The sequence below is a fragment of the Candidatus Kosakonia sp. 282A-S69 genome (assembly GCF_029433855.1).
GTDB classification, from domain to species: Bacteria; Pseudomonadota; Gammaproteobacteria; order Enterobacterales; family Enterobacteriaceae; genus Kosakonia; species Kosakonia cowanii_A.
This window is the reverse complement of the sequence record NZ_JAROAU010000003.1, coordinates 1,670,130-1,693,158: the sequence shown is the minus strand read 5'-3', so window position 1 is coordinate 1,693,158 and position 23,029 is coordinate 1,670,130. Positions and strand designations below refer to the sequence as shown.

The window sequence follows — 23,029 nt, the reverse complement described above, 5'->3', positions numbered from 1 at the left end:
CGAAACTGCAGGCGGTAGGTTGCGGTTGGCGTGCTCACTCGGCTTCTCCCTGCGATAAACGAACAATAATGGCATTCTGCGCCAGTTCGGCACCCGCCTCAGGCCAGGCGAAAAGGGTTTCGCCCGGCAGTTCCGGTAGCGGCTTGCTGGCCGAACCGATATTCAGTGCCATAGAGAGCGTGCCCTGCGGCAGCGCCCAGCGCACGGCGATAAAACCGGGCGCGGTGGCGATAACCTCTCCCTGCTGACGGGTTGCGCCGCGTAACAGCGGCACAATATGCTGTTGGCGCAGTGCCAGCAGTTCGCGACTGAAGGCGAGCCAGCGCTGCCCTTCCACACTGTGCGGGCGCGTCCAGTCGAGCTGGGAGCGTGTAAAGGTTTGCGGATCGTTCGGATCGGGCACATCTTCCCCTTCATGCCCGGCGTGGCCTTCAAACTCTCGCGTGCGCCCTTCGCGCACCGCTTTTGCCAGGTCGCCGTGGAAATCGGTAAAGAAGAGGAACGGATTGGTTTCGCCATACTCTTCGCCCATAAACAGCAGCGGAATATGCGGCGACAACAGCAGCGTCGCGAGCATCACGCGGGTGCGGTCGGCACCGGCCAGCGAGATCAGACGTTCACCCTGCGCGCGGTTGCCCACCTGGTCATGGTTCTGGATAAAGTCGACAAACGCCACCGGCGGCTGCCGGGTGCTGTCGACGCCCCGCGTCTCGCCCGCGTGCTGCGACACTTCGCCCTGATAGGCAAAGCCTTCAGCCAGCACGCGCGCCACCCATTTTTCCGGGCTGTCGGCAAAATCTTCGTAATAGGCATGCGTCTCGCCAGTGGCGAAAACATGCACCGCGTTGTGGAAATCATCGTTCCACTCGCCGGTGAAGAGCGTGGCGGTGCCGGATTCATCGCGCGGATGCAGCGAGACGATATTGCGGCTGTCTTCGGTAGTGAGATGGATCGGACGGTCAGTGATCTCCTGGCGAATGCGTTTGGCAATGTCGACCAGAATATGCGGCTCATTGGTGTCCTCAATCTGGTCGATGGCGTCGAAGCGCAGGCCGTCGAGGTTGTATTCATGCAGCCAGTAGAGTGGTGCTTCGCCAATGTAGGCGCGCGCGGCGTCAACATCGTAAGCGATGCCCGCGCCCCACGGCGTCTGCCGCTCTTTGTGGAAGAAATCGGGCGACAGCAGCGGCAAGTAGTTGCCCTCCGGCCCGAAGTGGTTAAGCACGATATCAAGCACCACCGACAGGCCATAGCCGTGGGCAGCATCAACAAAAGCTTTGAAATCATCCGGTGTGCCGTAGGCAGAGTGCGGCGCATAGAGCAGCACGCCGTCATAGCCCCAACCGCGGGTGCCGCCAAATTGCGAGACCGGCATCACCTCAATCATGGTGACGCCAAGTTCAGCGAGATAAGGTAATTTTTCGATCGCCGCCTGAAAGGTGCCCTGCGGCGTAAAGGTGCCGATGTGTAATTCGTATACCACCGCCTCTTCCCACGGGCGGCCCTGCCAGTCACCGTGTTGCCACTGATAGCTGTCAGGATCGATAACCAGCGACGGGCCGTTCACCTCTGCCAGCTGGCCGCGCGAGGCGGGATCGGGGATCGCCATACCGTCGGCGAGGACAAATTGATACTGCGCACCTGCGTTCACGCGAGAGACGGTAGTTTCGAACCAGCCCTCCTCGCTGCGCGTCATTGGCTTCTCCTGGCCGTCAAGACGCAGCGTTACGCTCTGCTGACCGGTGGCCCATAAACGAAAGCGAACCGCGCCATCGGCCAGTCGCTCTGCACCCCATGTTTTTGAAAACGTTTTGGTCGCCATGCAATTACCTCTCCACGATGCCACGATGAACAATCATAGTCGATAATTCGCAACCCGATGGGCGACGCCTGGCGCTGTACGTCCCCCGGTACAGCGCTGTATAGCGGGCGACGGCAGCGATTGTCTCTGCTTATCCTCCTGCCTGTCGACCTCCGCTTGCCGCGCGGAGGGGCTCTTGCCACCCAGCGCAGGCTCACGCTCGCCTCACTCACCCTTTTAATCGAGCCCTTCACCCGGAAAGCGATGAAACATACAGAAGAGAGGAGCGACACAGGGAAGTATTCCCGCATTGCTCATGGGGTTTCTGCCTTTGGCAAAGATCCTTGCCAGCCTTCTGCAAGCCCCCATTGGGTGCGCGATACAGGGCTTCAGCGCTCAACGACCGGCGCTGGAAGGTGAGCGTTTATCGGCACAACAGAGTGGCTTAAACGGAACCGTTGGATCTGTAGCAAAGCTGGGTGGACGTTATTTCTCTCGCCGTGGTCGTGTCGATGGCAGAGATAAAGGTTCACTTAAGCCTCTCGTTACCTCTGCCCACAGCGTCAGCGTGTTGCCTCAAATATGCTTTTGCCGAGGCGTGCAATGGCATCGTTACTTTGCGCCAGCGTGGCTTCTGTTTGCGTAATGTAGACAGAGACGATGATGGGCTGCCCTTTTTTCGGCCATACGACGCTGATAATAGAGCGTGAACCGTGGGCACCTGCGCCGGTCTTGTCGCCAATTTTCCAGCCGGAGGGCAGCGAAGCGCGCAGCAGCGCGTCGGCGACTTTATCATCGCGCATCCACTGCACCAGCTGCGTGCGGCTTTCGGGTTTGAGTGCATTGCCGAGCGTCAGTTTTTCCAGTGTGCGGCTGACGGCGAGCGGCGTGGTGGTGTCCTGAAGATCGCCAGGTACGGCGCTGTTTAACTCAGGCTCGCTGCGATCGAGTCGCGTGACGTTGTCACCTAAATCAGCAAACCAGGCGGTGACTTTCTGCGGCCCACCCAGTTTCTTTGCCACGAGGTTGGCGGCGGTGTTATCGCTGTAGCTAATTGCCGCGCTGCACACCTGCTGCCAGCTCATGCTTTTTGGTGCGACAAATTTGCTGGTAACGGGCGAATAGTCAACCAGCGCCTCTTGGCTGAACTGCGTCGTGTCGCTGAGCGCGAGCTCGCCTTGATCGACCTTGCTCAACAGCGCGCCGCAGAGCAGCGCTTTGTGGGTGCTGTTGAGCGGAAAACGCTCCTCTCCACGGTAGCTAACGCTTTTGCCGGAGGCGGTATCGATTACCGCGATCCCGATGCGCGCGTGCAGCTTCTCCTCCTGCAAGCGGGCAATGGCGGTGAGGGTCGCCGAATCGATGGTGGCGGCACTGGCGGCTGACGCGCCGAGCAGCAGCAGTGCAATAAAAGATTTAGCAGGCAGATGCATAGCGGTAATCCTTTTTATGGGGTGAATATTATATCTGCCGGATTATGCCTGATGGCGCGGCACTGCCATACTGCTGAGTGCAAACTCATTTCATCAGGGGACACGATGCGCATTGCTCAACTTAGCGATATTCACGCCGCTGCGGATAACGACAATCTTCTGCGGCTGCGTGCTGCTATTGAGTGGCTGATCGCCTTCCCGCCCGATATCGTGGTGGTGAGCGGTGACCTGGCAGACGATGGCTGGGCGGCGGGGTATCGCGACATCGCCGCACAGCTCAGCCGCTTGCCCTGCCGCACTCTGCTACTGGCGGGCAATGCCGATGATAAAGCGGTGATGTGCGCCAGCATGCCGCAGCTGGCAGCATATTCAGCCGATAAACCGCTGCATTTTAATGAAAGGGTTGCAGGCGTTTCGTTGATTGGCGTGGATGTGACGGTTACCGGTAAGAGTGGCGGCGATATCACGCCCCATCTGCCGTGGCTGGAGCAGGCGTTGCGCGACGCGGCGCACCCGGCAATGCTGTTTTTGCATCAGCACCTCTTCCCGAGCGGCATTGCGCCGCTGGATGCAGCAATGTGCGAAGGTGGCGCGGCGCTGGCGGCGCTTATCAGTCGCCTGCCGCACCCACCGCTGGCGATCTGCTGCGGGCATGTGCACCGCGCGATGGCGTCTGCCTTCGCTGGTGTGGCCGCTTATGGCTGCGGCTCAATCTGCCCGGCGAATCCGCTGCTGCTGGATGAGAAAAACGTTCCACCGATGACCGATCCCGTTTCGCTGATGCTTCACGATATTAGCGCGACGAGCCGGGTCAGCCATTTGATCGGCGTAGCGGCTTAACGTCGGGGCGTCCACTGCTGCCAGGCGGCAGCGATCGGGGCGAGTTTGACATAATTGTCCCGGCTCTCTTCAACGTCGATTTGCGCCAGCCAGCTGCCAGTGACGCCGGGTTTATTGCATTACACAGCGGCAATGCCGCTTCTCTGATAAAAAAGCTCCCCGCAGGGAGCTTGAGGCATCAGGCTGTTATAGCGCGATGCGGATGATCTCATCCGGCTGCGTGGCCTCTTTTTCGCGGCTCGATGCCTGTTTCACGCTGACGTAGAGCGTTTTGCCATCCGGCGACAGCGCCAGGCTGTTCGGGTGCGTCGGCGTATCAAAGGTTTTGGTGACTTTGTAGCTCTTCGCATCGATGACGCTTACTTTGCCCGCCTCGCGGTGCGTGACATAGACTTCGTTGCGCGCCGGGTTAAACAGCACCGCCAGCGATTCCGGAGCGGCGACGCGCTGCAGCACCTTGCCGGAGCGGGTATCAACAACCAGCACCTCCGCCGCTTTCGAATCGGTGATAAAGGCGCGGTGATTGGCAGTATCAAGGCTCAGGTTGAGATAGAAGTGCTCTTTCCCGTCATCCTGCAACTTCTTGCGTTCGATAATCTTATTCGTAGCGGTATCAATGGTCAGCAGTTCGCCATCGCCGTTGGTGCTGTAAAGACGCTTAGCGGCTACATCCAGCGCCAGACCGGTGCTGTAAGTGCCGGTGTTGGCGATGGTGCTTTTCAGCGTCATTGCCGCGCCATCAATCACCCAGATCGCGCTCTCTTTACCCACGCCGGTAACGTAAAGCGTATTAGTGGAGTCGTCTACCACCAGTTCCCGCGGGCTCAGCGGGCGCACATTGTCGGAGCGTTTACGCGCATCAAGCACCACGCGGCCTTTGATGTCGCCAGTTTTTGCATCGACGGCGGTGACGGAGCCATTCACCGTATTGCCAAACCACAGGGTTTGCGTCTGCTGATCGATCGCCGCGCCAAAGGGTTTTACATCACTGTGAATGGCCTGGGTGATGGAGAGATTGACCGGATCGAGGCGATAGATGACGCCGCCTTTATCGGTTTTGCGGCTCTGCGAGGTGGCGACCCATAGTGCGTTCTCCTGCTGGCTGACGGCCATCTCATACGCCCCCTTACCGACCGCTTTACGCAGCATCTCCTCGGCAGCGTGAACGCTAAACGAGCCTGCCAGCAGCAACGAACCGAGGAACAGCGCGCGGTGCAGGCGCGACGGAGAGAAATGAGCTAAAGACATAACGACTCCCTTTGTTGAAATTATGATTACGTTTTCACATGCATCCAGTGCACGAAACTGCGGTTTCGTTTATTGTTATAGGTGAGAATAGTAATCATTTATGTTCGTAATGTGGAGTCTTAATCGCCCTTCGCGGCAAAATTTCTGCCGTCATATAGACTCATACTTAACCTAACGTGCGTTCAACATTTTCAAAAAATTTACATATCCATTAACATGTTGCCGCGTTTTTCTTTTTTTGCTCCTCTTTTAACTCGGTTCCGTCATGAAAATCATTTCAGTTACAAAGGTAACGCTGCCCGTTTTGCTGCTGCCTGTTGCACTCTCAACTTCCGCCTGGGCGGCCTCTGGTGAACAAACCATGATCGTCAGCGCTGCGCCGCAGGCAGTCTCGGAGCTGGATAGCCCCGCCGCGGTTAGCGTGGTTCAGGGCGATGATATTCGCCAGGCTGCGCCGCGTGTCAATCTCTCCGAATCAATGGGCAGCGTGCCCGGGTTACAGGTGCAGAACCGCCAGAACTACGCCCAGGATCTGCAACTCTCCATTCGCGGCTTTGGCTCCCGTTCAACCTATGGCGTGCGCGGCATTCGCCTCTATGTGGATGGGATCCCCGCCACCATGCCGGATGGTCAGGGGCAGACCTCCAATATCGATCTCAACAGCGTGGAGCATATTGATGTGCTGCGCGGCCCCTTCTCTGCCCTCTACGGTAATGCCTCCGGCGGCGTGATGAACGTGACGACGCAGACCGGACGTGAACCGGCAACCGTGGAAGCGAGCAGCTATTATGGCAGCTTTGGTAGCTGGCGTTATGGCATGAAAGCCACGGGCGCCATGGGCGACGGCACTCACGCAGGTGATGTGGATTACACCGCCTCAACCACCCGCTTTGTTACTCATGGCTATCGCGATCGCAGCGGCGCGCGCAAAAATCTTGCTAATGCCAAACTGGGCGTGCGCATTGATGAAGCCAGCAAACTGAACCTCATCTTTAACAGCGTCGATATCAAAGCGGACGATGCGGGCGGGCTGAGCCGTGAAGAGTGGCGGGCCAATCCGCGCCAGTCGCCGCGCGCTGATGCGTTTCATACGCGCAAAACCATCAAGCAGACCCAGGCCGGACTGCGCTATGAGCGTCAACTGACTGAGCGCGACGATCTCAGCGTGATGATGTATGCCGGTGAGCGCGAAACCACGCAGTTCCAGTCCATTCCCCGCGCGCCGCAGCTCAAACCGACCCACGCGGGTGGAGTGATCAATCTGAGCCGTCACTACCAGGGCATCGATACGCGCTGGACGCACAAAGGTGAGCTGGGCGTGCCGATGACCTTCACCGCCGGTCTGAACTATGAAAACATGAGCGAAGAGCGTAAAGGGTACGAAAACTTCATCATGAGTGGCACCACACCAGAGTATGGGCAGAAAGGGAATCTGCGTCGTAATGAGCGCAATCTGATGTGGAACGTCGACCCCTATCTGCAAACGGCCTGGCAGCTTACCGAGAAACTGTCGCTGGATGCAGGTGTGCGCTACAGCTCGGTCTGGTTTGACTCCAACGACCACTATGTGACGGCGCAGAATGGCGATGACAGCGGTGATGCGAGTTACCACAAGTGGCTCCCGGCCGCCTCGCTGAAATATGCCGTGACCCCGGCGTGGAATATCTACACCGCCGCCGGACGCGGTTTCGAAACACCAACCATTAACGAACTCTCTTACCGCTCCGGTGACCAGAGCGGGCTGAACTTCGCGCTGAAACCGGCGACCAACAACACGCTGGAGATCGGCAGCAAAACCCGCATTGGCAATGGTCTGCTGACGGCAGCGCTGTTCCGCACCGATACCGATAATGAAATTGTCGCCGACAGCAGCAGCGGCGGGCGAACCAGTTATAAAAACGCCGGGAAAACGCGTCGTCAGGGTGTCGAACTCTCGGTCGATCAGCAGTTCGCCGGGAACTGGCGCGCGAAAGCGGCATGGACATGGCTGGAGGCGACTTACCGCAGCGAAGTGTGTGGTGATGCCTCCTGCGAAGGCAACCGTATTCCGGGCATCGCGCGCAATATGGGCTTTGCTTCTCTCGGCTGGATGCCGGAGGAAGGCTGGTATGCCGGAGCGGATGTGCGTTATATGAGTAATATCATGGCCAATGATGAGAACAGCGCCAAAGCTCCCTCCTACACCCTAGCCGGGCTTAACACCGGGTATAAGTTCAACTACGGCAACTGGATGATGGATCTCTTTGGTCGCGTTGATAACCTCTTTGACCGTAACTATGTCGGGTCGGTGATCGTCAACGAATCCAATAATCGTTACTACGAACCCGCACCGGGGCGTAACTACGGTGTCGGCTTATCGGTGGCTTACCAGTTTAATTAAGCCACACCGTGAGCAATAAAAAGCCCGGCCACCATGCGCCGGGCTTTTTTTATCTCATTCCTGCTTCAGAAATTGGCCAGCGGTGCGCGCACCAGAGGGCGATATTGCTCATCCTTTTACGTTCGTTCATTGACCTCCGTCCAGGTGGTAAACGCAAAGGCGTGGCAGGGATCGTTCGTGATGGCCTGGCCTTTTTTACCCTCGCCATAAAAATAATTCAGGTAATTCATTTCAACTGAAATCGTTCAATATTGATGTTGTGCATCAATATTATTTATTCATAGACGCCGCTAATTTTTTTAAAACGCGTACGCGGAGAGTAGTGGCAAACGCGACCAGAAAAGCGTCACACCGAATCCCACCGACAGCTCTCTACTCCGTTTATATTGCTTACCCGGCGGCGGATTGAGAGTGAGAAGATTATTGTCAAAAATGTGATATTGATGCGCCCCATTCGCAAATTATTACCGGGGTGCATCAATATTTTTCATGAATTATCGAGACAGTGAATTATCACTTAGCGTTCAAACTGTCTGTGTACAATAGTTGAGCCTTCGTCAATGGCTCGCCAGACGGCGCGCTCACTGGCAAATGCATCGCCCTCTTCTAATGCACAGAGCAGATCGTGGTAATGCTGCACGCGCATCAGGTGTTCAGATGAGGGGTAGAGATAGTTATAACAGGGGCCAATTCGCACCCATAGCTGCTCAATTAAGGCGGTGAGCGTCGGCATCCCGGCGTGGGCATACACGCTGAAACGAAACACGCGATTGGCTTGTAACGCCTGCTCGGTGTTGCCGCTTTTCATCGCTTCATCAACATTAATCGCCAGCGTGCGCAGTTCGCGCAGCTTATCGCTGGTCATGTTCTGGCTGGCAGCTCGCGCGGCCATGCCTTCAAGGTTTTTACGAATCTGATTGATTTCGTTATAGCGTTCCGCACTCACCTCCGGTACGAGAAAAGCCTGCGCCGGCGTGGCATGCAGCGCGCCTGCGGAAACCAATCGCAGTAACGCTTCACGAACCGGTGTAATGCTCGTACCTAGCTGATCGGCGATTTCCTTCGTGATAAGCCGGGCGCCGGGTCTCAGAGCCCCGACAATAAGCGCACTCTTTAAACTCGCCTCAACTTGCATGGTCAGACTTGTTCGCTGCGCTTTCTCCAAATCAAGCATGTTTGCATCCTGTATAAATTCTTTATTTTCTCAGCCTGGTAGCGTGTCCATGTGGTTATGCCTAAAAGATATATTTTATAAGTGCATGCCTGGTATTGGGTTATTGCGTAAAGTTAGAACAAAAAGTTATTTATTATGCACGACTACCAGGGACTGCCTCCACAAGGTCAACAATTCCTTATGCATGTATAATTAAAGCCGTTTTTCGCGAAAATGCCCAATTTAAAATGGCGGTTTTTACCGCCATTTTTTTATTTAGTTTTCTGAGGCTACTTTTACCACAACCTTACCGAAGTTTTTTCCCTCAAGTAAGCCGATAAACGCCTCGGGTGCCTGCTCAAGATCCTCTATAACCTGCTCGCGGTAGTGAATGCGATCCTGTTTCAGCCAGTTGGTCATCTCCTGCTGAAATTCATGCAGCCGGTGACCATAATCCTGCATGATAATAAACCCCTGCAACCGAATACGTTTCTTCAGAATCGTCGCCATTAATAATGGAACACGATCCGGGCCTTCCGGAAGGTCGGTAGCGTTATAACCACTCACCAGACCACAGAGCGGAATGCGCGCCGAGGTATTTAATAACGGCAGGACGGCATCAAATACTTTGCCGCCGACGTTCTCATAGTAAATATCGATGCCCTGCGGGCAGGCCTTCGCCAGACGGTCGCTAAAATCGTCGGCATGGTGATCGATACACTCATCAAACCCTAACACCTCAACGGCATGACGACACTTCTCGCTGCCTCCTGCCACGCCCACGACGCGACAGCCTTTGATTTTGCCAATCTGACCGACCGTTGCACCAACCGGCCCGGTTGCCGCGGCGACGACCAGCGTTTCGCCCTCTTTCGGCTGGCCGATATCCAGCAAGCCCATATAGGCGGTAAAGCCCGGCATGCCAAGAATGCCCAACGCCCACGAAGGGTGCGGAATGTTGCTATCCAGTTTTACCAGGCTGTCACCGCTGGCGATGTCGTAATCCTGCCAGCCGCTACCGGCGAGAACCCAGTCGCCCTCGGCGAAATCGGGGTGCTGCGATTTTACGACGCGGCTGACGGTGCCGCCGCACATCACTTCACCAATTTTGACCGGTGGCGAGTAGGACGGCGCATCACTCATGCGTCCGCGCATATAGGGATCGAGGGAGAGGTAGACCGTGCGCAGCAGCACCTGGCCTTCACCCGGTGAGGCGACCCCATCCTCCTCCAGCCGGAAATTCTCTGCGGTCGGCGCGCCATGCGGACGCGAAGCCAGTACCCAGCGGCGGTTGCGGTGTGAATGTTGGTTCATTTTGCTCTCCTGTGCAGTGTGGACTGACTAATGATAGTAGACGGTTAACGCCCCCTGCGCGTTGGCATTACGTGGCAGCATGATTGAGACGCACCACCAGATAGCGGCACGGCTCAAGAGTTTCGTTGATAAAACGGCAGTCGTTCGGCGGGCCCAATTCCAGACAATCCCCAGGCTGCATCTCATGGCGCGTCTCACCTTCGAGAAACACCAGGCACCCCTCCTGCAGCCAGATAAGCTGGCGTGCCAGCGCATAGGAGGAGGCAGGCATCGGGATATCGCTGCCGGGCGGCAGCTCGATCTGCACTAAATCAATCGGCAGGTCGCTGCGCGGCGAGACATGGCGGCGCAGATAGTGGGTTTGCGGATCGCGCCATACCGGCTGGCTGGCAAAGCGCAGCAGCTTGCCCTCCTGCATCTCCGCCCGGGCAAGCAGCGTCGACATGCTGATGGCAAACGCACCGCAGATGCGCGCCAGTAGCGCTGCGGTCGGGCTGCTCTCCGCGCGCTCAATTTTATGGATCATCGCCCGCGACACGCCCGCGCGTTCAGCGAGTTCCGTCAACGACCAGCCGCGCGACTCGCGCTCAAGGCGAATTCGCGCACTGATTCGTTGATTTATATTGTCTGAGATAGTATTCATAGCGTCATACTATAGTGTACAGATCAGGGGTTCAACCATGCCGATTCGTTATGCCGTGAAAGAGGATTGCGCGGCGATTGCCGCAATTTATAACCATGCCGTGATCAATACGGCGGCGATCTGGAATGATCAAACGGTGGATGTCGATAACCGCGTTGCGTGGTTCGAGGCACGCGCCCAGCTCGGCTATCCGGTGATTGTGAGCGAAGAGAACGGCGTTGTCACGGGCTACGCCTCCTTTGGCGACTGGCGCGCGTTCGACGGTTTTCGTCACACGGTTGAACACTCGGTCTATGTCCACCCGGATCACCAGGGCAAAGGCCTTGGCCTGGCGCTGATGGCGCGGCTGATTGAGGAGGCGAAGCGCATCGGTAAACATGTGATGGTCGCCGGCATCGAGGCGCAAAATCAGGGCTCGATTCATCTGCACCAGAAGCTCGGTTTCACCATTACCGGGCAGATGCCGCAGGTCGGCACCAAGTTTGGCCGCTGGCTGGATCTCACCTTTATGCAGCTCCAGCTCGATAACCGTACCGATCCGGACGCGCCAGCATGAACCAGTCGCTGTCCCTCGCTTTTCTGGTTGCTGCCGGTATCGGGCTGGTTGTCCAGAACATGTTGATGGTGCGCATTACGCAATCCTCCTCAACCATTCTGATTGCCATGCTGCTCAACTCCCTGGTCGGTATTGTGCTGTTTGTCTCGATTCTGCTGATCAAACAGGGCATCGCTGGTTTTCAGGAGCTGGTCGCCAGCGTCAAATGGTGGACGTTGATCCCTGGCCTGCTTGGCTCTTTCTTCGTTTTCGCCAGCATTAGCGGCTATCAACACGTTGGCGCGGCCACCACCATCGCCGTGCTGATCGCCAGCCAGCTTATTGGTGGCCTGGTGATGGATGTGGTGAAGAGCGAAGGCGTGGCGCTGCGGGCATTAATTGGCCCGGTGTGCGGCGCGGTGTTACTGGTGATTGGCGCCTGGCTGGTCGCCCGGCGGCAGTTTTAAAGGGTAAAAAAACGGGCCAGGCGGCCCGTTTGGTTAATGCCGTGTCAGAGAATAGTGCCACCTTTGGTGAGTTGCTCGCGTCGTGCCTCCGCATCCTCTTTATGCTGGCGGCCATGATGGGCGATGGCGTTGCGCAGACGTTGCTGCTGCTCGTAACGCGCTTCACGGCTCAGTTCGCCATCTTCGCTCAGGATAACCAGCAGTTCGTTCATGCCGATAATTGCCCCGTCGGCAATGGCGGCGTCGACGCGGGCGATAACCTCATCAAGATGTGACATACCCTCTCCTTAATTCAGCTTCGCTTTGGAAAAATCACTGCCCATCAGGCTGACGCTGTAGCCGGTGACATTGCTGCGCGTCGCGTAGAAGGTCTTGCCGTTTGCCAGCGGGATCCACGGCGCCTGCTTATAGAAAATCTCCTGCGCCTGGCCGTACAGTTTCGCACGCTCCGCCGGATCGCTCACCAGCTTCGCTTTTTTCACCAGATCGTCATACGGCTTGTCGCACCAGCGCGCGGCGTTGGAGCCGGTCTTCACGCTGTCGCAGCCGAGCAGCGTATCGGCAAAGTTATCCGGATCGCCGTTATCGGACATCCAGCCAAACAGCGCGGTGTCGTGCTCGCCTTTGCGCATACCGGAGAGGTATTCGCCCCACTCGTAGGAGACAATCTTCGCTTTGACGCCCACTTTCGCCCAGTCGCTCTGGATCATCTCGGCAATACGGCGCGAGTTCGGGTTATAGGGGCGCTGCACCGGCATCGACCAGAGCGTCGCTTCAAAGCCCTTCTCCAGCCCCGCCTGTTTCAGCAGCGCTTTCGCTTTTTCGGGATCGTAGCTGTACTCTGGCAGCTCTTTTTTATAGCCGAGCATGTTCGGCGGCAGCGGCGATTTCGCCACGCTGGCGGAGCCCAGGAACACCGCATTCACGATCGCTTTTTTATCGGTGGCGTAGTTCAGGGCCTGGCGCACCAGCACGTTATCGAACGGTTTTTTCTCAGTGTTAAACGCCAGATAGCCAACGTTGAGCGCTTCAACCGTATGCAGGGTTAAATCTTTATTCTTTTTGATCTGCTCAAACTGCACCGGTGCCGGGGCGGGAATAATCTGGCATTCGTTGGTTTGCAGTTTTGCCAGCCGCGTCTGCACATCCGGGGTGATGGAGAAGATCAGGTGCTTAGTCGGCACCGGGCCGTCCCAGTAGTTCGGGTTGGCGATATAGCGGATCAGCGCATCGGTTTTGTACTGCTGCAACGCGTAAGGGCCAGTACCAATCGGCCAGTTATCGACGTTCTCCGGCGTGCCTTTTTTCAGCATCGCGTCGGCATACTCTGCCGAAAGAATCGACGCGAAGTCCATGCCCCAGTCGGCAAGGAAGGCAGCGTTCGGTTCATTGAGCACGAACTGAACGTGGTTATCATCCACCTTCTTCACCACTTTAATCAGCTTATCCAGCCCGACATCGGTGAAGTACTCATAGTTGCCTTGCGAGACGTTATGGTAGGGATGTTTGGCATCCATCTGACGCATAACGGAAAAGATGACGTCATCGGCATTAAAGTCGCGCGTCGGTTTGAAATATTTATTGCTGTTGAATTTGACGCCCTGGCGCAACGTAAAGGTCCAGGTTTTGCCATCGTCGGAGACTTTCCACTCCGTCGCCAGCGACGGCACCGGGGTATTTTTCACCGGATCAAACGTCACCAGCCGGTTATAGAGCACCTGCGAACTGGCGACAAACGACGGGCCAGAACTGGCAATTTGCGGGTTGAAGGATTCCGGGGACGCTTCGGAGCAGTAGATCAGTGTGTCGTTGGAAGCCGCAAACGCGGCGCTTGCCGGTAAAAGTGTGCTCAACGCCAGCGCGAGCAGTGTTTTCCCTGTAGTCATGTGCAGGAGCCTTCTATTTTTATATGGAATTGTAATCTCAGCACAGGCCGGGCGAACTGGCAAATAACCAATCTCTATCAAGTTATGCTAAAGCGGTTGTTTTTGCTGAAATATCCACCATGCTTAATGAGAAAATTTACGGTAGGGCGTATTTTGGCCGTCGTGAGGGGTCGATGCGCTCAATGCGTCGAGAATTCAATGGTTTTGCGCTTTCCTCTGCCTTTTACTGGCGACGGGAACGCGTATAGTAGACGCGTGAAGAAGTCTATGGGATGAAAACGTGGCAAAAACACTTTTGCGCAGCGGCGATCTGGATGATTTCCAGGCCGTTGGCGGCGGCGGTCAGGCCGTATTCGATTCGGCACTACAAATTCGAGAAGCTCTGCGTCTGCGTAAACAGCAGGCGTTAGTGGATTGCCTGGCGATACCGCAGGTTAATGATGAAGGCGATCGCGTCGACTGGTACTCGCCTGTTGACGGTCAGTCCCGCTCATGGAAAGCGGCAGAGCCGGAGGCGCGCGCCCGCGCCCTGCGCTACCTCGAAAACACGCTTGAAGCCGCGGCCGCCCTGAGCCGTAAATGCATGCAGTCGCCAAAAACCGCACAGCAGCTTTTCGGTTCGCTGCTGGAAAAAGCGCTGCAGTTCCCTGGCGAAAACCATGTTTTCCTCGTTGATGGCAAACCGGTCATCACCTTCTGGGGCTTCGTTAATCTTAATGAAAGCGCACGTGAAAACGTGCTTGAGTGCCTCTATGAGCCAGAGCCGGACGTGCCGGAAATGGTGATCGAGCCGGAACCGGAGCCCGAGCCGCAACCCGAGCCAGAGACGGAAAAAGAGGCTCAGAGCGAAGCCGTGCCGGAAGCGAGCTTCAGCCAGGCCGACGCCCCGCTCTTAACCCCGCCGCCGGTGAAAACGCAGCCGGTGAATGTCGCGCCAATCTATCAGGCGGTGCAGGATGCCGAGCAGGAGCCTGCTTTGGCGAAAGAGCCCGCCGCCGCGCCCGCGCCGAAAACGAAAAAACGTCGCCGCACCGCGCTGTGGCTGCTGCCAATAGCGGCTGCCGTCGCCGCCGCCGTTGCCGTGCCGGTCGTTCTCAAACAACAGCAGCAGGCAGAGACTACCTCTGCGCCGGTTGCCGAGCCGGCAAAACCGGTCGCCATTGCACCGAAGCCGATTGAAGCAGAACCGATCCCGGCACTGTCAGCCAATCTGCCGCTGCACCAGGCCGCGGTATTGCCAGCCGAAGAGAAAGCCCCGGTTGAGAAACCGGCGGAAAACGAGCCGGTCGTGATCATGCCGATCCCGAAAGGGGCAATGGTAATGGATGCCCAACAGGTCAAAATGGGCTCGACCAAATTCCTTAATGGCAGCTGGCGTGTGGCGATGGAGGTTAAAGATCCGGTCACCGGTAAAGCGCCGAACGTGCGTTATCAGATTCAGAATAATAAGGGCAGCGCCCGTATTGTGATCGGCAAGAACGTCACCTGCCGCGCCGACCTCTTCTCGGGCCTGCATCAGACGGGCGAGTTGCTGATCAAGAGCCGCGGTAATGCGCGTTGCAGCGACGGGACGCGCTACCCGATGCCGGATATTTCCTGTAAAGCAGGCACCAATGACGTGGCGGAGTGCAGCGCGCGTTTTGACGCAAAAACCACCGTTCCGGTGACGTTCAGAAACACAGGTGATTGAGTTATGTTGGTTAATCTTTGCGACTACAAACAGAGCGTCACGCTGATCGCCAATAGTGGCGTGCAGTTTCTCGATTTCGGCCTGACGCCGCAGGATTCGGCGAACAGTGGCCGTTTCGTGCGTAAAACGGCGAACGGGCCGCTGCTACGCCTCGATTTTGACGTGGTGAACGAGCGCTATACCCTGCCCAACCGCGAAGGCGGTCAGCCTGAGGTGGTTAAACCCGAGAGCACCCACTCGCTGCAATACTCCCTGTCGATCCTCGACGGTGTCTGGTTGCCGATCCCCTTTCTGCGCTTCAACCCGCCGCGCACCTTCGTTGAAGGCCCGGATAACTGGGCACGCGTGCAGATCCGCAAACTGTCGGAGCCGGACAGCGCCGGTAATACGCACCGCGTGGCGCTGGCCCTCGATAGCCAGATCAACGGCAACTCGCCTGCCGCCCTCGCGCCGCAGGAGAATGATATTCTCAACGGCACCCGCTTTTCGCTCGCGTGGCGCGATGATGAAGTGGCCGATTTTCTCGATCAAACGTGGGTTGATGGCTGGCTGCGCGAAGCGTTTTTGCACTTTATTACCCAGCACGAAAGCCGCAGCGAGCGCGAGATCCACCAGGCCCTGCGCGGTTTTGAGTACCAGGCGCACTGGCTGAACCTGATGTCTCTGCTCGGTATGCAGTTGCAGGTGCCGGAAGTAAAAATTGTCACCCATACCCTCAGCACTCCGGCCATTCCGGTCGATCTGATCCTGGATGTCGGCAATACGCACACCTGCGGCGTGATTATTGAAGATCATGGCGATGCTAACGATGGCCTGCGCCAGACCGCGGAATTGCAGGTGCGCTCGCTCAGCGAGCCACAGTTTCTTAATGAGCCGCTGTTTACCAGCCGACTTGAGTTTTCCGAAGCGCGTTTCGGCAAGCAGCACTTCTCGGTCGAGAGCGGGCGTGAAGATGCTTTTATCTGGCCGTCGATCGTCCGCGTCGGCGATGAGGCGCGCAAGCTGGCAATGCAGCGTATCGGCACCGAAGGCAACAGCGGTATCTCCAGCCCGCGTCGCTATCTGTGGGATGAAACCCCGGTGTTGCAGGACTGGCGTTTCAGTCAGATGAACAGCAAAACGCAGCGTGAACCGCTGGCGACCGCCTTCCCGCTGATGAACCTGATGAATGACGAAGGGCAGCCGCTCTACAGCCTGCCGCTGGATGAACGTCTGCCGGTCTTTTCACCGCAGTACAGCCGCAGCACGCTGATGACCCATATGCTGTGCGAACTGCTCTCGCAGGCGCTCGGGCAGATCAACAGCGTCGCGACCCGCCTGCGCCTTGGCTTCCCGGCCTCGCCGCGCCAGCTGCGCACCATTATTCTCACCCTGCCGTCGGCGATGCCTAAGCAGGAGCGCGAGATCTTCCGTCGCCGCATGTTTGAAGCGATTGCCCTGGTGTGGAAAGCGATGGGCTGGCATCCGCAGGATGAGGATTTTGCCCAACGCAAGCAGCAGGAAAAGAGCGTGGTGCCGGTGCCCTATATCCAGATGGAGTGGGACGAAGCGAGCTGCGGTCAGCTGGTGTGGCTCTATAACGAAGCGATCTCCCGCTTCGCCGGGCAGACCGAAACCTTTTTTGCCTCCCTCGCCCGCCCGGATCGTACCGAAGCACCGGGCGCGGTACCGGGGCGCTCGCTGCGCGTGGCGTCTGTCGACATCGGCGGCGGCACCACCGATATGGCCATCACCCACTATCAGCTGGATGATGGCACCGGCAGCAATGTCAAAATCACCCCGCAGCTGCTCTTCCGTGAAGGGTTTAAAGTGGCGGGCGATGACATTCTGTTAGATGTGATCCAGCGCTGCGTGCTGCCTGCGCTGCAAACACATATGCAGAAAGCGGGCATTACCGATGCGGCAGCAATCATGGCAACGCTGTTTGGCGACTCCGGGCGTATTGATACCCAGGCAGTGCTGCGCCAGCAAACCACGCTGCAACTCTTTATGCCTGTCGGCCATGCAATTCTTGCCGCGTGGGAAGAGAGCGACATTAACGATCCGTTGGCCGGTCTCTATGCCACCTTTGGCGAGCTGCTGAAGCAGACGCCGACGCGCAACGTGATGAACTACCTGAAGCAGGCGATCGATCACGCCCTGCCTGCCGGTTCGGCGGAGTTTGATGTGCTGTCGGTGCCGCTGCAAATCACCTTCCGCGATCTGCAGGAGGCGATGCTGGCCGGGCAGTTTACCCTGACCGCCCCGCTGCACGCGGTGTGCGAGGCGATCAGCCACTACAGCTGTGACGTACTGCTGATTACCGGTCGCCCTGGCTGTTTACCTGGCGTGCAGGCGCTGATTCGCCACCTGCAACCGGTGCCGGTCAACCGCATGGTCTGGCTGGATAAGTACCGGGTGCACGAGTGGTACCCCTTCAGCCAGCAGGGCAAAATCGGCAACCCGAAATCGACCGCCGCCGTTGGTGCGATGCTGTGCAGCCTGGCGCTCGATCTGCGCCTGCCGCGCTTCAACTTTAAAGCGGCGGATATTGGTGCCTACTCTACGGTGCGCTATCTCGGCGTGCTGGATAACGTGGTTAACACCCTGCGCGATGAGAACATCTGGTATCACGATATCGATCTGGATAAACCCGGTGCGAAACTGGATGCGCGGCTGCACTTCCCGCTGCGCGGCAATGTCACGCTCGGTTTCCGTCAGCTGGCCAACGCCCGCTGGCCGGCCACGCCGCTCTATACCCTGAGTATCAACTCGCAGGAGCTGGCGAAAACTATCGCTGGCGACGGGGTGTTGAACGTGCGGCTACAGTTTAGCGGCGGCAATAAACACCACGGCCCGGAGGCATTTACCCTGAGTGAAGCCTGGTTGCAGGATGGCACCCCGGTTCCTGCTGATGCGTTAACGTTTAAATTGAACACGCTGGCCGACCGCCGACACAGCGGAAGCCATTACTGGATCGACAGCGGGAGTGTGTACCTGAAATGAGTGCGAGCGTAAAAACCACCCAAGCCTTAACCGCATGGATCAATAACAACCGTCAGCACTCACCGCTGCTTGATGACGACGCCGATGCCCTTCTGGCGCGCGTTACCGCTGCCGCGGCTGATGAACAGGCGCTGACGGAGGTGGCTGACACTCCCTGCACCGTCGGGCTGTATGGTCGCTCGCAGGCGGCAAAAGCGCATCTGCTCGCGGCTCTGTGCGGCAGCGGCAATGGACGCATGCATGTGCGCCCCGGCGAAAAGACGCTGGATTACTTCAGCCATATCAACCCTGGTCACGCCCTCACCAGCATGGCGCTGCGCTTCAGCCAGCGCGTGCCGTTTATGGATGACGGATTCCCGCTCTGCCTGCGCATTCTCAGCGAAGCGGAGCTGGTTCAGTTGTTTATCGCCCATGCCCATCAGCAGCCGGACGTACGCGCTGTTGATAAAGCGGTAATTGAAGACCGGATCGAGAAATGGCGCGCGCTGCGCCAGCCTAACGCTGTGCCTGGGATCACCGCCGAAGAGATTGGCGCTATCGCCCGCTTCTGGCGTTCAGTTGTTCCCGCCGCGCAGCAGCAGATGGATGATGCGCTCTGGTATCAGTTCGCCGCCCTGCTGCCCGCCCTTGATCTGACCGCGCGCGCCAGTGCCTGGTCGCTGCTGTGGGGCGAACAGCAGGAGTTGACCCAGCAGTGGTTTGCCCTTGCGCATACCCTGCACCAGACCGGTAACGCTTGCGAGATCGCAGCGCCGCTGAGCATTCTGGTAGACACCTTTGCACTGCCGACCGACGGCTTTTTAACCCCGGCGGTCGAGCAGGAAGAGGCGATCCAGGATGAAGTGGTGGTGCACCCGTGGGCCAATGAGCAGTTGCAAAATGCGATCAGCATTCCGCTGGCGACGCTGGCGCTGATCACCCGCGAGCTGGTGCTGCCGGTGGAAAACAGCCTGTTGCCCGGCGTCGATATTGTGGATATTCCCGCCCCCGGCCCGCGTGAAGGCCAGCCGCTGTGGCGCAGTAAGTGCCGCTGGCTGCTGGAGAACTACCGCCAGCGCCTGCAACCGGATGTGTTGATGATCTGCAACGCCACGCTGGATCGCGCGGAGACCGCCACCACCGCACGCGCACTGCTGAACTGGGTGAAAGAGACGCAGTCCGGCCAGGAGTCGGCGCTGCCGGGGCTGGTGTGGGCGATCACCCCACAGGATGCGCGCTTTACGCTGGCGCAAAATCTGGATGAGACCGTCCAGCAGCTGATTGGCAAGCCGGGCCAGCACTGGGGCACGCTGCAGGCGCTGGATGCCAGCAGTTTACAGCGTCTGCTCGAGTGGCTGGCGCAAGCCACCGCGCCCGCCCTGCGCCAGCAGCGGCTGAAAGCGCTGAGCGATCGCCAGCAGCGCGCCCTGCGCGATCTGTTGCAGGCCTGGGTTGTCAGCCCGGAACAGGATGCGGATGAGCAGCGTAAACGTGCGGAGTCCGTGGTGCGCGAGTTGCAGGTTCAGGCTTCACGCCACGGCGAGTTGCTGGAAGGATTAATGCCGGATATGCAGCAGTTCGATACGCTGTGGAAAGTACAGCAGCCGAGGGAAGAGAAAGTGAGCGGCCTGTTTAACGAGTCAATCGATCTGTTTGCCGAGTCGGCCGAGAGCGCCGAGCCGCAGGCGATGGCGAAAGATGTCGGTCAGCAGGCGCACGCGCTGTGGGTAAACCATGTGCGCCAGTGGAGCCGCAACGATGACAACGCCGTGCGTCTGGGCGTCAGCCCGGCGACGCTGCGCCAGATGGCGGAGATTGTGATTGTCAGCAGCTACCGCCTGCGCCTGCCGGAAACGCTGCAGAAAATTATGCAGCGTGATACCGCCTGCGCGGCGCAGCTTCATGCCGCCATCGGCAACTTTGTCGCCTGGCTCGGCTATGCCGATCTTCCGCAGGAGAGCCGCCCGGCGAGCCGCGTGCAGAAAGGCAGCACCATTTTTGCTACCGCGGCGATTGAAGTGGGCGGCGCGCGGTTAACGCGTCTCGGCGATCAGCCGGTGCACGCCGCCACTCGCTATGTCTACGACTGGCTGGTCGCGCTCTATAACCGGGCGATTGAAAATATCGGTTACCGCCACCCGCTCGATGTCAGCCCCGACGCGCGCGCGGCGCTAAAAGCGCTGCTACCTTAACCCGCAACCCGGCAATCTCTGCCGGGTTTTTTATTCGTGCTGCGCAATAAACGACCCTAAAGCCTGCGCCAGCGCCGCAGGCTGCTCCCACGACATTGAGTGCCCGGCGTCGGCGATAATCCGCAGATCGATCCCCTGGTGGCGTACTTCATCGGCGTCACTGTCCGGCAGCGAGTGCGCACCAAAGATGAGCGTCTTCGGGCGCGGCAGATCGACAAACAGCGTCATCCAGCCAGGCGTGATGCCCTCTACCAGGCTTTTCGCTTCCCGCCACATCGCCCAGGGCGCGGTGCTCTGCAAACTGCCCGCCCAGGGTGAAGCCTCCCGTGCCAGCATCGCCGCAAAGCCGCAGGTGACAAAATCCCCTTCGTCCATGCTTGCCACTTCCCGGCTGAACTGCCCGCCGCCGGGGTAAAAATTAGGCTCAGAGACGGCAAGGCCGTTAAGGCGTGAGTGAACAAGTGAGGCGACTTCAATGGCGATACTGCCGCCCATGCTGTGACCGTAGAGCCAGAAGGCGTCCAGACCGAGATGATCGAGCACTTCCACCACCACGTTTGCCTGATCGGGGGTGCGATAAGCGTAGCTGGCGGGTCTTTCGCTGTAGCCGCTGCCGGGCAGATCGATAAGTACGGCACGTCTACCGGCGAGTGCCGGGTCGGTAATAATGCGCGGATATTCAAACGATGATGCGCAGCCCAGGCCGTGAATAAAAATTACCGGGTCGCCTTCACCCGGTAAGGCATGCCAGCGAACGCGGCACTGTGCGTGGTGTGAATAGAGTTCGTCCATTTGCCCCCCTCTTGCGTGATACTGGTATTTTATACAGCATACCAGCGCAAGATTGCGAGCGATTTCAAAAGAGTGAAATAAGGAGCGCCACCGGAAAGCTAATCGGCCATGTCGCGCCCACTAACAGGGCGCTCAACAAGCGTATGGTGGGTTTCTCTTTAGTGAGAAACCAGGTGACAAAGGCGCAGATCGTTGCCATCACGGCGTAAAAAATCAGCAGTTTTGTGTAGAGTTCCATGCGCCTTCTCCTGTCCATAGGCTAACGTGCTCTCGCTATGCTGCTCTCTTTCTGACTCGCATGCTGTCTGGGCTGTCACGTTTTAGCTCACAACTCCTGCTGCTTTGTCGGCCTGGCAGCGATCAGAAAATGGAGAACAGCAGCGCCACTGGAAAGCTCATCGGCCAGGTGGAACCGACCAAAAAAGCGCTCAGCAGGCGGATGCGTTTGCGCTCGTGCGACAGGAACCACGTGATAAAGGCGCAGATTAACGCCATAACGAAATAGAACACCAACATTTTTTGGTATAAGGACATAACAAACATTAACCCAGAAGTAACAAAACGTGCGCAATATGCTCTTTTAATTGACATTTATCAAGTTCAAATAGTTTCTCAAAAGAGTCTGCAGGCCGCAGTTTTGATCTAACGGGCTGAATCTATTCATAAACGCCCGCCGGGAGTCATCCTTAATGGGGAGGATAAACGCAGCACCAGCGGGCGTCTGCTTCTGCTTATTGCTGGCGTTCGCGCCACGCCTTAATCATCTCCTTCGTCACCTCATCGGCGTAACAGATGGGCGCATAACCCCCCGCTTTGCTCCAGGCGCTTCGTCGCCCGCACGAACTGCCGTTGCGCGCCCGGTTAAACGGGCAGGCGCAGGGGCCCGGATACGCGGCGATCGACTCCTCAATAATGGCCTGTTTTACCTGCGCATCACTTAGCGCCTGCCCTTTTGCCACTCCCTGCGGTGCCATCATCACGCCGGCAACCACAATAACGCCCGCCAACCACCTCGCTATTTTCATTTTCGTATCCCGTGAAGGTATGAACCACAAAAATATTCTTATTATGCCCCGTTAATGTTGATTAAAAACAACTCAGCGTATCCGCATGGATTTCTGAGTGAGATTTAACTTAAGTCTGGATATTAATATCGAAAGCCTGAAGTTTGGGGCTGCTATATTTGGCGAGCCAGAATCTTCTCTGTTATTGTTTTTAACAGGCAAAGAAAATATGAAACAAGGTAAGGTTATGCAGAAATATGACGATCTGTGGCAAGCCATTGAAGTTCGGGTGCGTGAAAATAATGACATCACGCATATCGACTGGACCACGGATAGCGTGCGGGGCCATGCTGCGAGGCAGCGCATTGCGCAAATATTTATCCTCGAAGTGCTGCTGGCGCGCCATCGTGAAAAGTATGCCAGCAACTTTGTCCCCCTTGCCGGCGAGGAGGCGCTCTACCATTTGATCTTCAAACGCACCGGCTGGAAGCCGTTTGAAGTAAAACAGCTCTCCTTTATCGATACGCTGTTTGTGCTGGCCGAACTGTTCCGGGACGAAAACTTACCGGCAGAAGTGCGCGCGGTGCTGCGCTCACAGGGCATTAAGGAAGAGGCGTTACCCACCTACGATTTTTCAGAGAAAGATTGGGCACCGCGTGAGAACGAAGTGTTTCTGCGCCGCTAAGC

At 57.6% G+C, this 23,029-nt stretch carries 21 protein-coding genes; 9 read left to right on the top strand and 12 right to left on the bottom strand.

From position 1 onward, the window contains the following. Positions 1-34: 34 nt before the first annotated feature. Together treZ and bla are read right to left on the bottom strand one after the other, a co-directional pair. Positions 35-1,822, bottom strand: coding sequence for a malto-oligosyltrehalose trehalohydrolase (gene treZ, locus PU683_RS13705; protein ID WP_277172305.1), 1,788 nt, complete (start codon positions 1,820-1,822; stop codon positions 35-37). Positions 1,823-2,364: 542 nt separating this feature from the next. After that, the gene (gene bla / locus PU683_RS13700; RefSeq protein ID WP_277172303.1) at positions 2,365-3,234 is read right to left on the bottom strand and encodes a class A beta-lactamase; all 870 of its coding nucleotides are present in this window, start codon (positions 3,232-3,234) and stop codon (positions 2,365-2,367) included. 105 nt (positions 3,235-3,339) lie between these two features. On the opposite strand from bla, the gene PU683_RS13695 reads away from it, so the two are divergent. Beyond that, positions 3,340-4,074, top strand: coding sequence for a metallophosphoesterase (locus PU683_RS13695; RefSeq protein WP_277172302.1), 735 nt, complete (start codon positions 3,340-3,342; stop codon positions 4,072-4,074). 186 nt (positions 4,075-4,260) lie between these two features. On the opposite strand, the gene yncE is transcribed toward PU683_RS13695, so the two are convergent. Further along, a complete protein-coding gene (yncE, locus tag PU683_RS13690) occupies positions 4,261-5,322 on the bottom strand; it encodes a 7-bladed beta-propeller protein YncE (protein ID WP_277172300.1) in 1,062 nt (353 codons plus the stop codon). Between the two features lie 265 nt (positions 5,323-5,587). On the opposite strand from yncE, the gene pqqU reads away from it, so the two are divergent. Together pqqU and PU683_RS13680 are read left to right on the top strand one after the other, a co-directional pair. After that, the gene (pqqU, locus tag PU683_RS13685) at positions 5,588-7,702 is read left to right on the top strand and encodes a TonB-dependent receptor PqqU (RefSeq protein ID WP_277172298.1); all 2,115 of its coding nucleotides are present in this window, start codon (positions 5,588-5,590) and stop codon (positions 7,700-7,702) included. An 8-nt stretch (positions 7,703-7,710) separates the two neighbouring features. Then, complete coding sequence (locus tag PU683_RS13680; protein WP_277172296.1) at positions 7,711-7,941, top strand: hypothetical protein; 231 nt, start codon at positions 7,711-7,713, stop codon at positions 7,939-7,941. Positions 7,942-8,219: 278 nt separating this feature from the next. Here PU683_RS13680 and PU683_RS13675 read toward each other — a convergent pair whose 3' ends face one another. The 3 genes from PU683_RS13675 to PU683_RS13665 form a co-directional block, all read right to left on the bottom strand. Continuing rightward, positions 8,220-8,876 carry a GntR family transcriptional regulator gene (locus tag PU683_RS13675; RefSeq protein WP_277172294.1) on the bottom strand — a complete coding sequence of 219 codons (657 nt, stop codon included), beginning with the start codon at positions 8,874-8,876 and terminating at the stop codon, positions 8,220-8,222. Between the two features lie 255 nt (positions 8,877-9,131). After that, positions 9,132-10,169, bottom strand: a complete 1,038-nt coding sequence (locus PU683_RS13670) for an NADP-dependent oxidoreductase (protein WP_277172292.1) — start codon at positions 10,167-10,169, stop codon at positions 9,132-9,134. A 67-nt stretch (positions 10,170-10,236) separates the two neighbouring features. Further along, positions 10,237-10,812: a helix-turn-helix domain-containing protein gene (locus PU683_RS13665; protein WP_277172291.1), complete on the bottom strand. Its 576-nt coding sequence runs from the start codon at positions 10,810-10,812 to the stop codon at positions 10,237-10,239. A gap of 37 nt (positions 10,813-10,849) precedes the next feature. On the opposite strand from PU683_RS13665, the gene PU683_RS13660 reads away from it, so the two are divergent. Then, positions 10,850-11,368, top strand: coding sequence for a GNAT family N-acetyltransferase (locus PU683_RS13660; protein ID WP_277172289.1), 519 nt, complete (start codon positions 10,850-10,852; stop codon positions 11,366-11,368). Then, positions 11,365-11,814: a DMT family transporter gene (locus PU683_RS13655; protein ID WP_277172287.1), complete on the top strand. Its 450-nt coding sequence runs from the start codon at positions 11,365-11,367 to the stop codon at positions 11,812-11,814. Before PU683_RS13660 ends, PU683_RS13655 begins: the two co-directional genes overlap by 4 nt. Before the next feature lie 44 nt (positions 11,815-11,858). Here the strand turns inward: PU683_RS13655 and PU683_RS13650 are convergent, their stop codons facing one another. Continuing rightward, positions 11,859-12,092, bottom strand: coding sequence for a YdcY family protein (locus PU683_RS13650; RefSeq protein WP_277172286.1), 234 nt, complete (start codon positions 12,090-12,092; stop codon positions 11,859-11,861). Positions 12,093-12,101: 9 nt separating this feature from the next. Next, positions 12,102-13,700 (bottom strand): ABC transporter substrate-binding protein, encoded by a 1,599-nt coding sequence (locus PU683_RS13645; protein ID WP_277172284.1) that lies wholly within the window; start codon positions 13,698-13,700, stop codon positions 12,102-12,104. A gap of 280 nt (positions 13,701-13,980) precedes the next feature. Between PU683_RS13645 and PU683_RS13640 the strand changes: the two genes are divergently transcribed. The 3 genes from PU683_RS13640 to PU683_RS13630 are packed head-to-tail and all read left to right on the top strand — an operon-like array spanning position 13,981 to position 20,546. After that, positions 13,981-15,390, top strand: a complete 1,410-nt coding sequence (locus tag PU683_RS13640) for an SrfA family protein (protein ID WP_277172281.1) — start codon at positions 13,981-13,983, stop codon at positions 15,388-15,390. 3 nt (positions 15,391-15,393) lie between these two features. Continuing rightward, complete coding sequence (locus PU683_RS13635) at positions 15,394-18,375, top strand: virulence factor SrfB (protein WP_277172279.1); 2,982 nt, start codon at positions 15,394-15,396, stop codon at positions 18,373-18,375. After that, the gene (locus tag PU683_RS13630) at positions 18,372-20,546 is read left to right on the top strand and encodes a virulence factor SrfC family protein (RefSeq protein WP_277172277.1); all 2,175 of its coding nucleotides are present in this window, start codon (positions 18,372-18,374) and stop codon (positions 20,544-20,546) included. The genes PU683_RS13635 and PU683_RS13630 overlap by 4 nt, the downstream gene beginning before the upstream one ends. 30 nt (positions 20,547-20,576) lie before the next feature. On the opposite strand, the gene PU683_RS13625 is transcribed toward PU683_RS13630, so the two are convergent. The 4 genes from PU683_RS13625 to PU683_RS13610 all read right to left on the bottom strand — a co-directional run bounded on the left by PU683_RS13625 (position 20,577) and on the right by PU683_RS13610 (position 22,315). After that, a complete protein-coding gene (locus tag PU683_RS13625; protein ID WP_277172275.1) occupies positions 20,577-21,338 on the bottom strand; it encodes an alpha/beta fold hydrolase in 762 nt (253 codons plus the stop codon). Positions 21,339-21,402: 64 nt separating this feature from the next. Continuing rightward, positions 21,403-21,576, bottom strand: a complete 174-nt coding sequence (locus PU683_RS13620; RefSeq protein ID WP_277172273.1) for a GhoT/OrtT family toxin — start codon at positions 21,574-21,576, stop codon at positions 21,403-21,405. A 122-nt stretch (positions 21,577-21,698) separates the two neighbouring features. Continuing rightward, a complete protein-coding gene (locus tag PU683_RS13615; protein WP_277172271.1) occupies positions 21,699-21,872 on the bottom strand; it encodes a GhoT/OrtT family toxin in 174 nt (57 codons plus the stop codon). Between the two features lie 197 nt (positions 21,873-22,069). Next, positions 22,070-22,315 (bottom strand): hypothetical protein, encoded by a 246-nt coding sequence (locus PU683_RS13610; RefSeq protein ID WP_277174293.1) that lies wholly within the window; start codon positions 22,313-22,315, stop codon positions 22,070-22,072. A gap of 256 nt (positions 22,316-22,571) precedes the next feature. Between PU683_RS13610 and PU683_RS13605 the strand changes: the two genes are divergently transcribed. Next, positions 22,572-23,027 (top strand): ECs1072 family phage-associated protein, encoded by a 456-nt coding sequence (locus PU683_RS13605; RefSeq protein WP_277172269.1) that lies wholly within the window; start codon positions 22,572-22,574, stop codon positions 23,025-23,027. The last annotated feature ends 2 nt before the right edge of the window (positions 23,028-23,029 follow it).

Coding starts and splice junctions, on each gene's coding strand:
- yncE (WP_277172300.1), bottom strand. CDS start 5,322: ATGTCTTTAGCTCATTTCTCTCCGTCGCGCCTGCACCGCGCGCTGTTC.
- treZ (WP_277172305.1), bottom strand. CDS start 1,822: ATGGCGACCAAAACGTTTTCAAAAACATGGGGTGCAGAGCGACTGGCC.
- pqqU (WP_277172298.1), top strand. CDS start 5,588: ATGAAAATCATTTCAGTTACAAAGGTAACGCTGCCCGTTTTGCTGCTG.
- bla (WP_277172303.1), bottom strand. CDS start 3,234: ATGCATCTGCCTGCTAAATCTTTTATTGCACTGCTGCTGCTCGGCGCG.
- PU683_RS13660 (WP_277172289.1), top strand. CDS start 10,850: ATGCCGATTCGTTATGCCGTGAAAGAGGATTGCGCGGCGATTGCCGCA.
- PU683_RS13695 (WP_277172302.1), top strand. CDS start 3,340: ATGCGCATTGCTCAACTTAGCGATATTCACGCCGCTGCGGATAACGAC.
- PU683_RS13650 (WP_277172286.1), bottom strand. CDS start 12,092: ATGTCACATCTTGATGAGGTTATCGCCCGCGTCGACGCCGCCATTGCC.
- PU683_RS13635 (WP_277172279.1), top strand. CDS start 15,394: ATGTTGGTTAATCTTTGCGACTACAAACAGAGCGTCACGCTGATCGCC.
- PU683_RS13620 (WP_277172273.1), bottom strand. CDS start 21,576: ATGGAACTCTACACAAAACTGCTGATTTTTTACGCCGTGATGGCAACG.
- PU683_RS13655 (WP_277172287.1), top strand. CDS start 11,365: ATGAACCAGTCGCTGTCCCTCGCTTTTCTGGTTGCTGCCGGTATCGGG.
- PU683_RS13645 (WP_277172284.1), bottom strand. CDS start 13,700: ATGACTACAGGGAAAACACTGCTCGCGCTGGCGTTGAGCACACTTTTA.
- PU683_RS13625 (WP_277172275.1), bottom strand. CDS start 21,338: ATGGACGAACTCTATTCACACCACGCACAGTGCCGCGTTCGCTGGCAT.
- PU683_RS13675 (WP_277172294.1), bottom strand. CDS start 8,876: ATGCTTGATTTGGAGAAAGCGCAGCGAACAAGTCTGACCATGCAAGTT.
- PU683_RS13665 (WP_277172291.1), bottom strand. CDS start 10,812: ATGAATACTATCTCAGACAATATAAATCAACGAATCAGTGCGCGAATT.
- PU683_RS13615 (WP_277172271.1), bottom strand. CDS start 21,872: ATGTCCTTATACCAAAAAATGTTGGTGTTCTATTTCGTTATGGCGTTA.
- PU683_RS13670 (WP_277172292.1), bottom strand. CDS start 10,169: ATGAACCAACATTCACACCGCAACCGCCGCTGGGTACTGGCTTCGCGT.
- PU683_RS13630 (WP_277172277.1), top strand. CDS start 18,372: ATGAGTGCGAGCGTAAAAACCACCCAAGCCTTAACCGCATGGATCAAT.
- PU683_RS13610 (WP_277174293.1), bottom strand. CDS start 22,315: ATGATGGCACCGCAGGGAGTGGCAAAAGGGCAGGCGCTAAGTGATGCG.
- PU683_RS13605 (WP_277172269.1), top strand. CDS start 22,572: ATGAAACAAGGTAAGGTTATGCAGAAATATGACGATCTGTGGCAAGCC.